This is a genomic window from Erwinia sp. S38, assembly GCF_016624545.1.
Lineage (GTDB): Bacteria > Pseudomonadota > Gammaproteobacteria > Enterobacterales > Enterobacteriaceae > Erwinia > Erwinia coffeiphila.
Genome location: NZ_JACVTS010000003.1, coordinates 1 through 14,868, shown reverse-complemented (window position 1 = coordinate 14,868; position 14,868 = coordinate 1). Strand labels below are relative to the sequence as shown.

Here is a 14,868-nt window from a genome sequence, read left to right as displayed (position 1 = left end):
AGAATAATTATCATCACCTTATTATTCCGGGTCTTTCCGAATATGAAAACTGTTCCGGCTTTGAAGCTTTCCGCTCTCCTTGTTACCACCCTTCCCGCACTGGCTTTCGCCACAACCTATCCACTGACCGTAACCGATATGGACGGCCAGAAAGTGGTGATCAAGCAGGAGCCGCAGCGCATTATTTTGCAGGACGGCCGCGAGATCCTCAGCCTCGCCCTGCTTGACCGCGACGATCCGTTTAAGCGCGTGGTCTCCTGGAACAACCTGATGAAGAAGCAGGATACAAACAGCTGGAATATGCTGAAAAACCGCTGGCCGCAGGCGGAGAAAATCCTGGATATGGGCTTCTCCGACCAGGGTGAAGTGAATCTGGAAACGGTGATCGCCAAGCATCCGGACCTGATGATTGCCCAGCTGCGCGCGAAGCCGTCGCTCCAGCAGACCGGCGTGCTGAAGCAGCTGGCCGCGCTGAATATTCCGGTGCTGTTCCTGGACGTTGAGCTGCACCCGGTGCAGAACACCGCCGCCAGCGTAACCCTGCTCGGCAAGGTGCTGAACCGGGAGGACAACGCGAAAGCCTATACCGATTTTTATCAGCAGAAGCTGACGGCGATTCAAAACAAGGTGAAGGATATTTCACCAAAGCCGCTGGTGTTCGTTGAGCCGATAGCCGGTATTGGCGGCGGCGGCGATGCCTGCTGCTTTACCCACGGCCATAACGGCTGGGGTGCACTGGTTGAAGCGACGGGCGCACGCAATATCGGCTCCGAGCTGCTGCCGGGCACCAGCGGTAACGTGGCGGTGGAGAAGGTGATTTCGATGAATCCTGATTACTATGTGATGAGCGGTTCAAAGCGCGGTGGCAAAGCCAGTACGGTGATCCCGCTGGGTTACAATACCAGCGTTGAGGAGATCAAAGAGAGTTTCGATCGCCTGCGTAATCGTAACGGTGTGAAGGATATTCCGGCGGTGAAAGCGGGCAAGGTCGCGGCGGTTTACCATCACTTCTACAATCATCCGTACAATATTATCGGTATTGAGATGCTGGCGAAGGATTTCTATCCGCAGCAGTTTAAGGATCTGAATCCGACGGCGGATTACCATCAGATTATCCAGAAGTTCACCAAGCTGCCGGATGAGCCGATTAATATTGAGTATCATCCGGCTGAGTGATTGTCGGTAGGTCGCTGTTAGGTCAGTGTTCGCGGGCGACCGTAGCGGGCAGATCGCCGGGTCGCCGTGAACCCCTCCTTGGGGGCTTGGCTGCCGCATCCTTGCGGCAGACACCCGGCTAACCTGTCCCGTGACGGTTCCCCTTTCAAATCATTGCGTTGCTGCCAAAAATAAATGGTTTCAGGCAGCACCACCAATGCATGCAGGCAATCGGGGCTGGACGGATAAGCGGACCGTCCGAGCGCATGGATGTGCGAGGTCGAGCGTACAGGGATGTGACAGCGGGTCCGCGTTCCGGCCAGCCCCGATAAGCCAGACGCGGAATCTACAGCGACTCCCACCCGAGCTCCGACACCTGACAGCAAATCCACGTTCCGACCAGCCCCGATAAACCAGGCACAAAGTCTGATACGACTGAATCCAGCATTCGAATGCGTTCCATTACCACCTCATATTCATTGAGGTGGTAAACACTGCCTCACTACGACTGAATAAACGCCAGCAGATCGTTATTAAGTTGATGTTGATGCGTTGCCGCCAGCCCGTGCGATGCGCCAGGATATATTTTCAGCTCAGCATCAGGAATAATATCAACCGATAAGAGGCCGGAGTGGCTAATTGGAACAATCTGATCGTCATCACCATGAATAACCAGTGCCGGAACGGTGATTTTTCTCAAATCCTCCGTATAGTCAACTTCAGAGAACTCCCTGATGCAGGCATACTGCCCGACAATCGAACCGGCCATTCCCTGATTCCAGAAGCTCAGGCGCAGACCTTCGTTGATCTCCACGCCATCGCGATTCATGCCAAAGAAAGGTATCGCCAGATTAAGATAAAAATCTGAGCGGTTGTCGAATACTCCCTTACGGATACCATCAAATACCGAAATATCCGTGCCCTCAGGCCACTGCTCGGTAGATATCATAATCGGCGGTACGGCACCGATCAGCACCACTTTCGCCACGCGGCCGGTTCCGTGGCGGCCAATATAGTGAGCCACTTCACCACCGCCGGTTGAGTGACCAATCAGAACCGCATTTTGAATGTCCAGTTCATTAATCACGGCGGCCAGGTCGTCGGCGTAAGTGTCCATATCATTGCCAAAAGCTGGCTGATCGGAGCGGCCATGTCCACGACGATCGTGAGCGATAACCCGGTAACCCTGCTGCAAAAGATAAAGCATCTGCCCATCCCAGGCGTCTGAGCTCAGTGGCCATCCGTGCGAGAAAATAACCGGCTGAGCATTTTTGTCGCCCCAGTCTTTATAAAAGATGCGCGTTTTGTCAGAGGTAGTAATAAAGCTCATTTTTATTTCTCCATAATGCTGTGCAGGCGATCCCATCGGCACGTATTTAAAATCGTGCCGTGGTGGCTTTAAATTTAAAGGTGTGGGTCTGACCGTGAATTAAATCTGCGCTAATCCACCATCAACGTAAATTTCCGCCGCGTTGATGAAACTCGCATCGTCAGAGGCCAAAAATGCCACCGTTTTACCGATCTCTTCCGGCTCGCCTAAACGGCCCAGCGGCACGCCCTCTGCCAGCGCGTCGAACAGTCCCTGACGATGTTCTTCAGGAACCAGACCGCCCAGACCTGGCGTACGAATAGGGCCAGGGCTAACCACGTTGACACGAATACCACGATCCTTCAGGTCAAGCGCCCAGGAACGGACCAGGCTGCGGACGGCGGCTTTACTTGCGCTGTAGACGCTGAAGCTGGCGGTGCCTTTCGCTGCTGCCGTTGAACCGGTAAGAATGATGGAGGCCCCTTTAGCCATTAACGGCAGCGCTTTCTGTACGGTGAACAGCACACCGCGCACGTTGGTGCCAAAAATACGGTCGAAGTGCTCTTCGGTAATGGCACCCAGAGGCATCATATCGCCGCCACCCGCATTAGCGAACAGCACGTCAAGCCTGCCGGATTCGCTCAAAATAGTAGAGAACACGGTATCGAGGTCGCTCAGAACAGAAGCATCTGCCCGGATTCCTTTGGCCGACGGTCCGATTAATGCCACCGCAGCATCCAGTTCCTCCTGACGACGGCCGGTGATGTAAACAGTGGCACCCTGCGCTGCCAGTTCCTGCGCTGATGCCAGGCCAATACCAGAACTGCCGCCGGTCACTAACGCAATTTTGTCTGAAAGTTTTTTACTCATGATGTCGTTCCTTAAATTAAGTATGGATAGATTTATTGGGTCATCTGTACCTTGCGACTGCATCTGTTGTCGCGATGAGAGAAGCATATCCGCGTGCGATAATTTTCAAAACAGAATGGTTTGCAACTCATCATTGCAAATTTGAAACGATGGATTCGCGAGTTTCTAAGGGATAGCAATGTTGACTAGCCTGGCAAAGGAAGGGGTTTTGCTGACAAGCACCACGGGGCGAGCATCTGCGCTGCTACGGGCAGCCAGCTACAATGCGGTATGCGGTATGCGGTATGCGGTATGCGGTATGCGGTATGCGGTATGCGGCTAACCATTTTCTGCCAGCCGCACCGAAGAGCTAAATGAAATGCGCTGCTGCCGCATTTTTCGCGGCAGGTTTGGATATGGTGTTTATTGCGGTATGAGCATCACAAGCACGGACCCGTGGCACATCCGTACATCATAAACAGCGGGAACAGTGGCAACAGCGGAACCATCGCTACCGTGCCTAAATCACTCAGGGTTTGGGTTTTATCATTGATGGAAACCACCACCGGGCGGTCTAACCGGTAAGGATCGGCCACATCCGGCGCGTAGACGGTGGTCCAGAAGCCTTCGGCCTTAAACAGGACGCCCAGGCGATCGTTATCAATGGGAACCGCCTTGTATTGATTGACCAGCACGTCACGCTGCCCGGCGTCCAGCTTGCGGTTATCCACCACCACCAGGTACTCCGCCGTCACCTCATGCTCTTTAACCAAAAAGTTAACTCTGACGCCTGAAGCCTGCTGATGGAAACGTTCGTAAAATGTCTTGTAGCGCTGATATTCCTGCGGCGTGCCATCACGAACAAAACGATAACCGTATTTTGCCGAGCTGGCGATAACACCGGACTGGGTCGGTTTAACCGCCACAATGGTATCGGTCGGCGGCAGGTTTGGCTTACTGGTGCAGGCGGTTATCAGCATTACCGCCATCCATACCGCATAAACCCGGCTAATCTGTCCCATCACTGTCTCCCTTTCAGATCATTATGTTGCTGGCAGAAAAGATACCGTTATTGATGCAGCAACATCAATGCTTAAAGCAATCGGGGCTGGCCGGAAAAGCGGACCGTCCGAGCACAGGGACGTGCGAGGCCGAGCGGACAGGGAAGTGACAGCGGGTCCGTGTTCCGGCCAGCCCCGATACGCCAGGCGCGGAAACTGAAGCGCCTGACTCAGTCCGGATGTCAGACCTTATTCCGACCGATCAACGCCATTTCCTGTCAGGATCGTTGCAGGGGATGAGAACGGCCCGACAGCGGCTGTCGTCTTCGGACCAGGCTTCTTTCACCTCATCCAGAGGACGTTGTATATATGGAACAGACAAACCATGGCTTGATACTGCCTGAAAAAGCTCACCTATCGCGGCAATCAATTCTGCATCTGAAACGCTACCCAACCCGCTCCCCATCAGCGTCAAGCCTGATGAACGCAGCAATTTACTATGCAGGTTAATTTCCTGGCCGCTAAGTGAGCCAATCTGAACGAAGCGCACGGTTTTTGCGCCACCGGCAACGGCCGCCGTCATAATATCCAGTGCACTTTGACCCCAGAGATAATCAAGAACAACGTCAATTCCCTCAGCCATTAAGGCGGGTAATTCAGATGGCAGGGAATCCAGCGTTAAAACAACATCCGCGCCCTCTTCACGTAATTTGTTCAGAACGTCTTTATTTCGCCCCGTTGCAATAATTTTCCCGGCACCCAGGCAGCGAGCGATGTGGACGGCCAGACCGCCCGATGTGCCGGTTGCGCCGTTGATCAGAACCGTTTCGCCCTGTTGTAAAATTGCCCGGCGCGTTAACGCAGCCCAGGATGACATCCCGGGGTTCGCAATCGCCGCGGCAAGTACGGGGGCCAGTCCTGCGGGTAAGTGCACAACATTGTCCAGTGAAACCCGCGTTTTCTCCGCCATGCTTCCCCAGGGAGCGTTAAATGACAGGAAGTAAACCGGATCGCCGTTGCTGAGGTAACCGGTCCCGTCAATCCCGGGAATGAAGGGAGCAGAGGTCATCGAGCTGTAATGTTTTCCAGCGGCGCGTGATTTTGCCAGCTGGCTAATCGCGGCAGCTGTGACGGTAATAACGGCCTGACGATCGCTGGCCTGGGGATCGGGATACTCACCGTACACCGGCTTTTCGCCCTGCTGGTTGATAATCGCTGCTTTCATTTGAATGTTCACCTGTCGCCAATATGATTTATGTGTATAATGCACACATTAAATTCAACCAAAGTCGGCGTCAATAAAAAGCGTGCAAAATACACATAATACTCAGAGTTTTTCCGATCTGCATGATGCATTACTCACCCTTGTTGGCGTGTTTAATCGCCCGCAACGTGATGAATTAATGATTAAAGCGTCGACAATTAATCTCGATCGCGCACTGTTTCCTCTTTTGGTTCAAATCAGCCGGTTTGGTCCTATTGGTGTCGTCGAACTGGCAGACAGAGTGGGCCGCGATTACACCACGGTTAGCCGTCAGGTCACAAAGCTTGAAGAAGCGGGTCTGGCACAGCGACAGAAAAACGCGAAAGATAAGAGGATTAATGAAGCCGTTATCACTGCAGTGGGTAAAGCGATGACAGATAAGATTGACGCGGCGCGTGAAGACATTTACCAGAAAGTGTTCCAGAAATGGCCCCCGGAAGACCGTGTACAGCTTGAACGCCTGCTTAAACAGTTCGTTATTGATTTTTCTTCGTTGGATGAAATTGAGAAATAAGATGAGTATCCGGGCCGGCCTGACAGGCAGGCCCGGAGGAGATTTATCGCGCGCTATCCCGGCCGCTGCTTTCCTGCGATAGCCGCCAGAAATCGTGCCCCGCCGGATACTGGTACAGACGCAGGGAGAATTTCCCGGCCACCGCAGTGATATATTCGAAGATCTCTGACTGCGTATTTTCGTAATCCATCCAATAAATCGACGAGGTAAAGCAATATATTTCCAGCGGCATGCCGGACGGTGACGGCTTCAGCGTTCTCACCACAATGTACATGTCTTTAATAATGTCCGGCCGTTCGGCGAGATAGGCCATCAGGTAGTGGCGGAACAGCGTTAAATTAGTCAGTCCGTTATCAATAAACCAGCTGTCGGCCACTCCTCCAGGATCACGGCCATCAAGCAGTTTCGCCAGCGGCTCATTGACTCCGCGAACAGACAACATCGGCGCCAGCATCTCCTGAGAGAGGAAGTTAACCGAGTGCTGATCGATGCTGGTACTGCGCATTATCCGCCGCGCGCCGGAAGAAAACATCGCCTGCCAGTTGGTGTAGGTCTCGGTGAGGAAGTTTTTGGTCGGGATACGTGAGATTGTATTATCCCAGTTGCGGATGGTAATGGTGTGCAGCGCAATATCGGTGACCTCCCCGCTGAGATTCTTGTCGGGCATCTCAATCCAGTCGCCCAGCTGCAGGACGTCATTCGAAGAGAGCTGGACGTTGGCGACCAGCGACAGCAGAGTATGCTGAAACACTAACATCAGCACCGCAGCCACGGCACCGAGGCTGGAAATAATAATGGCGGGTGATTTATTCGACATCACCGCAAGAATCATAATTGCGGCAATAACGTGAATTAAAATCTTCCCTATCTGGATATAGCCCTTAATAGAATGATTTTTACGTTTGCTTTTGCGGACGTAAGAGCTGTTGACGATATCCAGCATTTCATTGAAGAAGATCGACAGGAAAATAAAAAACAAAATGCCGCAGAAGGTATTAATCGCCGTCACCAGCGATGGCGGCATATTCGGCATAAACTGCAGAACGTAATAGACGATAATCACCGGCATAAAGTTCGACAGCTTCTCGGCGATGCGGCGGTCTTTTTCCAGCGGCACATCCTGCTTGTGGCTGGCAAAGAAGACTCTTCGCACCACTTTGATCAGCAGGAATTTGCACAAAATGTGGGTAAACATGCCGGAAACAATCAGCAAAATAATGTTAAAACCCACGGCGAGCGCCGGATTCCCTTCCATAAACTTAAATAAATAGTCCAGATATGCCATCTTTTATCGCCTGAATATGTATGCCATTTGTATCTGCTACAGCCTGCGGCTATATACAAAAATTTAACCAAACGACATCATGACATGTCAGGGACATTCAAGTCCACGTCAGGGGGCAGCCTCCTCCACCAGCGCATAACAGAGCGCACCGATCTGATCCACGGCATTCAGCAGATGCGGCGTCGGTTCGTTGGCGCAGTTCAATCGCAGAAAGTTCTGAAGTTCCGCACCAGGGGAAAACAGCGGACCGGGGCTGACGCCGATGCCCAGCGCCAGCGCGCGGCGATGCACTTCCAGCGCGTTGACCAACCTGGGAAGTTCTACCCATAAGAGAAAACCGGCGGCGGGGATGATGACCTGCGTACCCGCCGGAAAGCTGGATCTGACCCGCGCGATTACCGCCTGCACTCCCTTTGCAATTCGGGTTTTCAGGCGGCGCAGATGGCGCTCGTAGTCACCGCTCGCCAGGATCTCGCTGGTTGCGGCTTCCAGTAGCGGCGCACCGGCCCACTCCCCGGCCATCCGCGCCTGCATCACCTGCGGGTGGTAGCGCCCGGCGGCAATCCAGCCGATTCGCCAGCCCGGAGCCAGGGTCTTAGACAATGAACTGCAGTAAATCACATTACCGCTGTGGTCGAACGCCTTACAGGCCGGAGGGCGCTGTTCTTCACCCACCAGATCGCCGTAAACATCGTCCTCTATAAGCGGAATGCCAGCGCGCGCCATCAGCGCAACCAGCGCCTGCTTTTTCGCTACCGTCATACTGGCACCGAGCGGATTTTGCACCGTCGGCGAGGCCAGTACCGCCACCGGGCGATGGCGCTGAATGGCATCTTCCAGCGGCGCCAGTAGCAGCCCCTCGGCAGGATCGGTAGGAATTTGCAGCGCCTTCAGGCCGAGATCTTCCAGCAGCAAAAGCGTACCGAAGTAGGCGGGCTGCTCAATCGCCACGACGTCGCCAGGCTTGCTCACGGCGCGTAAAGCCAGGCGCAGCGCCTGGGTTGCACCGGCAGCGATCACCAGATCGTCCGCGCTAAAGCGGGCTCCCCACTTTGCGGCACGCGTGGCAATATTATTGCGCAGATCGGCCCTGCCCGGCGGCAGGCTGTAGCTTTGGCCGTGCGCATCCAGCCGACGACTGGCTGCATGAAGCGCGCGCTGAAGCGTCGCCCCGGGTAGCCAGGCCGGATCGGGCAGCGCCGCGCCAAGCGGCACCAGCCGCGTTTCAGCACTACTGAACAACGAACGGGCAACGGCGGACATGGTCACCGGAACGGGGCCGGTTGATGGAGCGAAGGAGTGCTTGCTGCGGGCTGCATTTACCTGACTGACAAAATATCCCGAGCGCGGGCGGGCAACAATCAGCCCTTCGGCCTCCAGGCAGCGAAGCGCTTCGAGCGCGGTGGGCAGACTGACCTGTTCGCGCTCCGCCAGTTTACGTGCGGAGATCATCCGATCGCCCGGCCGCAGGGCACCTGAAGCCAGGGTCTGGCGCAGCATTTCAGCGATTCGGCGGTAGTGTGGAGCAGCAAGGGACGGGGCGGACATAGCGATCTGTACAGTCTGATTTTCAATAAATCTGACTATACAGGCAATGCGTTGCGCCATCTATAGTGTCAACCACACACATGTCAGGGAGGCATTATGCACAGTAACAACTTTGATCTATCTAACTATTTCCGCCGCATAAACTATACCGGCCCCGTAACCCCCAGCGCCGAAACGCTGCGGGCAATCATGCGCAGTCAGCTTTTTGCGGTGCCGTTTGAGAATCTGGATGTGCAGGCGGGCAGGATTGTTTCACTGATTCCGGAAGAGATAACCGACAAACTCATGCAGCGGGACCGCGGCGGCTACTGCTATGAGGTCAACGGGCTGTTTGCCATGGCGCTGGAGGCACTGGGAATTCCTTACCGTTTCGTCGCAGCACGTCCGATGTTCTACCCGGTACGTCGGCCGAAAACCCATATGGCCGTGGTGGCTGAAGTCGATGGCCGTCAGTGGCTTTGCGATCTGGGCTTCGGCAGCTACGGTATCCGCGCGCCAGTGGCGCTGGACGTTCTTGATAGCGATATTTCTCAGGACTTCGACACCTTCCGACTGTCCCGTGATGCTAAAGGCGAGTATCTGCTACAGGCGAAGGTCGAGGGCGAATGGTGCAATCAATACGGCTTCGATCTGACCTCGCAGGAGTGGATTGATTTCGCCCCGGCCAACTATCTTAATTCCACGCATCCTGATGCCATTTTTGTGCAAAAGCTGGTAATCGTGCAGCATCTCCCGGAAGGACGCGTGATCCTGCTGGGTAATATGCTGAAAACGGTGACCGCTAATGGCGTTGAAAAGAGGCAGCTGACGGATGATGAGATGTCCAGCCTGCTGAAAACCAGACAATGGTCGGGTTTGATGAGCCACCTTGACGTTTGTGCGATCTCCGGCCCTGAACCCGTCGGGGCGGTTTCCTTGCCCTTGCAGCCCGATTAGAATGCGCTGAACAACTGTGCAGATAAACAGGCTTTTAAATGGCATTGATACTGAACAATGAAAAGATCGTTGCGGGCAGATTCACCGGCGAAAAGATTGAGAATGCGTCCTTTCTGAACTGCGACTTCTCCGGTGCCGATCTGACCGGCACCGTCTTCACCAACTGCGTGTTTTATGACAAAGAGTCGCAGCAGGGCGCGAACTTCCGCCGCGCAATCCTCAAGGATGCCAGCTTTAAAAGCTGTGATTTAACCATGGCCGATTTCAGAAATGCCAGCGCGCTGGGCATTGAAATTCGCGATTGTCGGTTACAAGGCGCGGACTTTCGTGAAACCAGCTTTATGAACATGATCACCACCCGCAGCTGGTTTTGCAGCGCGATCATCACCGGCAGCAACCTCAGCTATGCCAATCTCTCGAAAACCATACTTGAAAAATGTGAACTGAAAGACAACCGCTGGCTCGGCGTGGTCGCGCGCGGTGCCACGTTCAGCGGCTCAGACCTGTCCGGCGGCGAATTTGCCTCTTTTGACTGGGCAAGCGTCAACGTCACCCACTGCGATTTGAGCGGTGCCGAACTGGGCGATCTTGACCTGCGCGAGATGAATCTTGAAGGCGTGACGCTCGACAGCGTGCAAGCGCTGGTGCTGCTGGACAGGATGGGGATTACGGTTAACCGCTAGGGGGACGATCTGCCTGGCGGTGAAAAACCGTATTGCGCTGGTGCAGATTCTTCGCCATTGATCTTAACCGCTGGTCCGCACTGTCGACGTATATGACGCGCATCGCGTCACGACCGGCGGTACAGGCAGCCCTGCTTGCTGAGTTATAATTATTTTATTGAAGAATCTATGTCGCCATAGATACGCCTGAACCCGTATTTCCGCCCTGATGGAACTCAGCGATGATACGTATTCCGGAAAGTTAAGCGGGCAATAATGCTTCAAGATTATTTCTCGCTATTTAACTTTTTAGATTTCATCTGCGATTTTTCCAGGGGTTTTTCATGCAAAATAAAAGCGCGCTGCTTTTACTGGCGCTGTCTGTGGCTGTTTTTGGCGTTATCACCACCGAAATCGCCATCATCGGCCTACTGCCAAAACTGGTATCTCAGTTACACGTCACGCCGACTCAGGTGGGATTTTTGGTCAGTATCTATGCCATCATCGTGGCCGTAACCGGCCCTTTCATCACCCTGATGCTCTCCGGCTTGAATAAGAAAACGGTGTTGCTGAGCATTCTTGTCGTCTTTATCGTGTCGAACCTGATCTATGCCAGCACCGACGTGTTCAGCCTGATGCTGGTGTTTCGCATATTGCCGGCTCTGGCTCATGCCGTCTTCTTTGCCGTGGCGCTGGTCGTGGCTGCTAATGCCGTACCGAAGGAAAAAGCGGCGGGCGCGACAGCCAAAGTCTTTGCGGGCGTGGCGATCGGGCTGGTGCTCGGGGTGCCACTCAGTTCTCTGATTGCCGATCATTTTTCTTTATCAGCAGCCTTTTATTTTGGTGCCGCCGCCTGCGTTCTGGCCTTTATCGGTGTTTTATTCCTGATGCCGTCAATGCCAGCCCGGGAAAAGGTGTCGTTCTCCAGCCAGCTTTCCGTACTGCGTAAAGGCAAACTGTGGCTGACGATATCCACGGTCACATTAATTTTTGCCGCAATGTTTTCCAGTTTCAGCTATATCGCGGATTATCTGTCCCGCGTCACGCACCTGAACAATAACGCCATCAGTGCCATGCTTATCCTGTTTGGCGTCTGCGGTTTTGCCGGTAATTTTGTGTTCAGCGGCTTCCTGCAGAAGAACGTCGTCAAAACGACTGTCTTTTACCCACTGCTTTTTACGGTGCTTCTGTTACTGGTGTGGTTTGTAGGCTTTTCACCGTTACTGATGTGCCTGCTGACCGTGTTCTGGGGTGCGTTCCACTCCTCAGGCCTGGTTGTCAGCCAGACCTGGCTGATGCGTGAAGCCAGCGAAGCACCTGAATTTGCTAACAGTCTTTATATGTCGTTTTCCAACCTGGGAATTACGCTTGGCTCTTTGACGGGTGGCTGGTTCATCGCCCGACTCGGCACACATTCGGTCGTTCTGAGCAGTGTGATTTTCGCGCTACTGGCATTCGTCAGCATTCTGATCAAGCACAGTTCTGACGCTCAATCCGCACCGTTATGTAAAGAGACGATCTGAGGCAACCGCATCGCCGGGAAATCAATCCAGCAAGCCATCCTCTGCGGCCTTTACCAGCGTGTCCACGACGTAGCGGATTTTAGGTAACAGCTGGCGGTTTTTAGGCCACAGCGCGCTGATGGGCATTTCGCCACCGGAATGCCCAATCAGTACCTCTTTGAGAGCCCCTGATTCCAGATGTTTGCTAACCAGCCACAGTGGTAATTGTGAAAGTCCGCAGCCAGCGAGCGTCGCCATTAAAATGGCATCACCGTCAGCAAACTCGTGTGTTGCGGGTGGGGTATAACGTGAAATCTGGCCCTCTTTTTCTTTAAGTAGCCATGAGATGGGCTGATTGCGGCGAAACCCCACAACGCACTGGTGCTGGTTCAGTTCCTCGGATAAAAGGGGCTCACCGTGAGACAGTAAATAGTCAGGCGAGGCGCAAATAACCAATTTCTGCGTGGTCAGTCTTCTGGCAACCAGTCCACTGCTGTCGGCAAGCTCACCAATTCGAATAACGAGGTCAATACCATCTTCGATGAGATCGACAAAGCGTTCGCTAAAAGTAACGGTCAAGGCGAGTTGGGGATAGCGCTGTGTGATTTCTAACAGCACAGGCAAAATACGCTGTCTGCCAAACGCAGCAGGCAGATCGATCCGCAGCCGACCAGAAGGCTGGACAATGTGAGAGGTCAGTTCGGCCTCTGCCTGTTCAAGAATATCTATCGCATTCTGGCAGCTTGCCAGAAACCGCTCGCCATCAGGAGTCAGGCTAAGACGCCGTGTGGATCGCTGGAAGAGTTTGAGCCCGAGTCTGGCCTCCAGGCGACCAACACTTTTACCCACGGCTGATTTTGTCAGACCGAGCTTCTCCGCTGCTGCGGTAAAACTGCCCTGACGGGCGGTGGTGACAAAGGCGGTAATGCCACCCAGATGATCGGTATTTCGCATCCTGTATATTCCATCCAATCGTTCACGAACAAACCCGCAATGTGAGATATCACACGCCGAGTCATTCCGGTAATGACAACAAAGATACTCATTATTATGGCGTGTAATTGTTGAATCTAAGTCCGCACAGAGGCGAATAAAACCCACTTCTCCGCCAGGCATAAATAACATTGGAGAATTCAGGGATACAGGATGCTGATTCGGGACTGTTCCCATCAACATATTGCCCGGGCTGGTACTGATTTATCCGGGCTATCCCGCCAGGCAAAGCGATTCTCGAAACTGCTGCAGTAAAAAATCGACGTACAGACGGATTTTTGGCAGCTGTCGCCGATCGGCAAAAGTGACAATATGCACCGGTTTGGCGACAGGCTGGTACTCGCTTAATAGCGGAACTAATCTACCCTCTCGCACATCATCGGCTATCAGCACTTCTGGCTGCATCATAATTCCCAGGCCGTTAAGTGCCGCGCTGCGCAAGGCCTCGCCGCTATTCACCGACATTACGATATTCACCGGAACCCTGATTGACTTGTTTCCTTGATGAAGTGTCCATTCACTGCCGGCAAGGGGATGAGCAAAACCCAGGCAGCGATGTCGGCTAAGCTCTTCAGGCGTTGCAGGTGTCCCTGCTTCATGCAGATAAGCGGGCGAAGCGCATACGATCGAACGATAGGACGCAAGCGGGCGCGCGACCAGCGAGTTCAGGTTTTCCAGATCGCCGATTTTTATCATCACGTCGATGCTTTCCTCGGCCATGTCGATGGCCTTATCGTTCAGCACCAAATCAAGGGTCAGTTCTGGCCAGCGGGTAAGGAATCGGGCCGTAACGGGCGAAAGTGCATGAACGCCAAAAGAGACAGGACATGCGACTCTCAGTTTTCCACGGGGATCTTGCTGCTGAACCTGAGCAAGTGACTCCGTCTCTTCAATGTCGGCCAGAATGCGGCGGCAGCGCTGATAATATTCCTGGCCGAAGTCCGTCAGGCTCTGGCGGCGCGTTGTGCGGTTAAGTAAACGAACGCCAAGATGTGACTCCAGCGTTTTAATGTGCAGCCCGATCATCGTTCCACTCAGACGCATATCGTCCGCCACCGCGCTGAAACTCCCCCGCTCAACCACGCGAACGAATACCGCCATACTTTCCAGTTTATTCACGATTATCAAACCATGCTTGTGAAAGATACAAATATACTGCCGTTTATCAACTTTTGTCAGTGAGTTTTAATGACACTTCACTTGATGAAGGAGCTTAAAATGATTTCAAATCCAGAACTTCGCGAACGCGGTTTAGCCTTATTTAATCAACTGTATGGTAACGGTGCGGGAGAAGCGTTACGCCAGGATATGGCGGATATTTGCCCCGACTTTACCGATATCTCGATCGAGTGGGCGATGGGTGGAATCCTTGCCCGGCCAGGCCTGGATGCTAAAACGCGCGAACTGGTGGTGATTGCCTCCTGCGTTACGCTTGGGCACACGGTTCCGCAGCTGCGGGCGCATGCTCAGGCCGCGCGGAATGCCGGGGCAAGCCGCGAAGAGATTATTGAAACCGTGCTCCAGCTGGTTTTTTACGCCGGAGGTGCAGCGGTGCGTAACGCGCTGGTAAATATTCGCGACATTTTGAATGGGGTGAAACAGAGCTAAGGAGAAAACACCTCTTCGAAAAACTGCGCCCCGCGATCATCAACATATTAAATCGGCAGTGCAATCCCGGCCTGCTTAAGTCTTTCGTACCAGGCCGGGATGAAACGATGTGGCAGAGTAGAGATGCCAACATCAAACAGCACCGCGAGCCTTTGGAGAGTCAACACGTGGGGGATAATTTCAAGATTAACTGTATTAGTCGCGACTTGATCTGACATATGGCCTTGAAAGGTTGAGAGTTA

Annotated in this window: 14 protein-coding genes and 2 pseudogenes; 7 read left to right on the top strand and 9 right to left on the bottom strand. The window is 53.6% G+C overall.

Annotated features, from left to right (window positions below; translation table 11 throughout):
* Nucleotides 1-42: 42 nt before the first annotated feature.
* Entirely contained in the window at nt 43-1,176 is a 1,134-nt protein-coding gene (locus tag IBT46_RS04490; RefSeq protein WP_200544404.1) for an ABC transporter substrate-binding protein, read from the top strand.
* Nucleotides 1,177-1,657: 481 nt separating this feature from the next.
* Here IBT46_RS04490 and IBT46_RS04485 read toward each other — a convergent pair whose 3' ends face one another.
* The 4 genes from IBT46_RS04485 to IBT46_RS04470 all read right to left on the bottom strand — a co-directional run bounded on the left by IBT46_RS04485 (nt 1,658) and on the right by IBT46_RS04470 (nt 5,539).
* Complete coding sequence (locus IBT46_RS04485) at nt 1,658-2,485, bottom strand: alpha/beta fold hydrolase (RefSeq protein ID WP_200544402.1); 828 nt, start codon at nt 2,483-2,485, stop codon at nt 1,658-1,660.
* A gap of 99 nt (nt 2,486-2,584) precedes the next feature.
* Nucleotides 2,585-3,334: an SDR family NAD(P)-dependent oxidoreductase gene (locus IBT46_RS04480; protein WP_105594917.1), complete on the bottom strand. Its 750-nt coding sequence runs from the start codon at nt 3,332-3,334 to the stop codon at nt 2,585-2,587.
* 419 nt (nt 3,335-3,753) lie between these two features.
* Nucleotides 3,754-4,302 carry a hypothetical protein gene (locus IBT46_RS04475; RefSeq protein ID WP_200544793.1) on the bottom strand — a complete coding sequence of 183 codons (549 nt, stop codon included), beginning with the start codon at nt 4,300-4,302 and terminating at the stop codon, nt 3,754-3,756.
* 274 nt (nt 4,303-4,576) lie between these two features.
* Nucleotides 4,577-5,539, bottom strand: coding sequence for a zinc-binding alcohol dehydrogenase family protein (locus IBT46_RS04470; RefSeq protein ID WP_200544400.1), 963 nt, complete (start codon nt 5,537-5,539; stop codon nt 4,577-4,579).
* A 73-nt stretch (nt 5,540-5,612) separates the two neighbouring features.
* Here IBT46_RS04470 and IBT46_RS04465 point away from each other — a divergent pair, with 73 nt between their 5' ends.
* Entirely contained in the window at nt 5,613-6,092 is a 480-nt protein-coding gene (locus IBT46_RS04465; protein ID WP_200544791.1) for a MarR family winged helix-turn-helix transcriptional regulator, read from the top strand.
* A gap of 43 nt (nt 6,093-6,135) precedes the next feature.
* On the opposite strand, the gene IBT46_RS27215 is transcribed toward IBT46_RS04465, so the two are convergent.
* From IBT46_RS27215 to IBT46_RS04455, 3 genes and pseudogenes are all read right to left on the bottom strand, one after another.
* The gene (locus IBT46_RS27215; RefSeq protein ID WP_370569396.1) at nt 6,136-6,849 is read right to left on the bottom strand and encodes a mechanosensitive ion channel family protein; all 714 of its coding nucleotides are present in this window, start codon (nt 6,847-6,849) and stop codon (nt 6,136-6,138) included.
* 107 nt (nt 6,850-6,956) lie between these two features.
* Nucleotides 6,957-7,377: pseudogene (locus IBT46_RS27210) on the bottom strand (hypothetical protein).
* A gap of 108 nt (nt 7,378-7,485) precedes the next feature.
* Nucleotides 7,486-8,985 carry a PLP-dependent aminotransferase family protein gene (locus IBT46_RS04455; protein ID WP_200544396.1) on the bottom strand — a complete coding sequence of 500 codons (1,500 nt, stop codon included), beginning with the start codon at nt 8,983-8,985 and terminating at the stop codon, nt 7,486-7,488.
* 36 nt (nt 8,986-9,021) lie between these two features.
* Between IBT46_RS04455 and IBT46_RS04450 the strand changes: the two genes are divergently transcribed.
* From IBT46_RS04450 to IBT46_RS04440, 4 genes and pseudogenes are all read left to right on the top strand, one after another.
* Complete coding sequence (locus tag IBT46_RS04450; protein ID WP_200544394.1) at nt 9,022-9,861, top strand: arylamine N-acetyltransferase; 840 nt, start codon at nt 9,022-9,024, stop codon at nt 9,859-9,861.
* A 38-nt stretch (nt 9,862-9,899) separates the two neighbouring features.
* Entirely contained in the window at nt 9,900-10,544 is a 645-nt protein-coding gene (locus tag IBT46_RS04445; RefSeq protein ID WP_200544391.1) for a Qnr family pentapeptide repeat protein, read from the top strand.
* A 26-nt stretch (nt 10,545-10,570) separates the two neighbouring features.
* Nucleotides 10,571-10,693 (top strand): annotated as a pseudogene (locus IBT46_RS27205) (glutathione transferase GstA); the annotation flags it as partial.
* 174 nt (nt 10,694-10,867) lie between these two features.
* Nucleotides 10,868-12,046, top strand: a complete 1,179-nt coding sequence (locus tag IBT46_RS04440) for an MFS transporter (RefSeq protein WP_200544389.1) — start codon at nt 10,868-10,870, stop codon at nt 12,044-12,046.
* Between the two features lie 21 nt (nt 12,047-12,067).
* Here IBT46_RS04440 and IBT46_RS04435 read toward each other — a convergent pair whose 3' ends face one another.
* Nucleotides 12,068-12,979 carry a LysR family transcriptional regulator gene (locus IBT46_RS04435; protein WP_200544387.1) on the bottom strand — a complete coding sequence of 304 codons (912 nt, stop codon included), beginning with the start codon at nt 12,977-12,979 and terminating at the stop codon, nt 12,068-12,070.
* 252 nt (nt 12,980-13,231) lie between these two features.
* Complete coding sequence (locus IBT46_RS04430; RefSeq protein ID WP_200544385.1) at nt 13,232-14,137, bottom strand: LysR family transcriptional regulator; 906 nt, start codon at nt 14,135-14,137, stop codon at nt 13,232-13,234.
* A gap of 99 nt (nt 14,138-14,236) precedes the next feature.
* On the opposite strand from IBT46_RS04430, the gene IBT46_RS04425 reads away from it, so the two are divergent.
* A complete protein-coding gene (locus tag IBT46_RS04425; RefSeq protein ID WP_200544383.1) occupies nt 14,237-14,626 on the top strand; it encodes a carboxymuconolactone decarboxylase family protein in 390 nt (129 codons plus the stop codon).
* Nucleotides 14,627-14,868 lie beyond the last annotated feature (242 nt).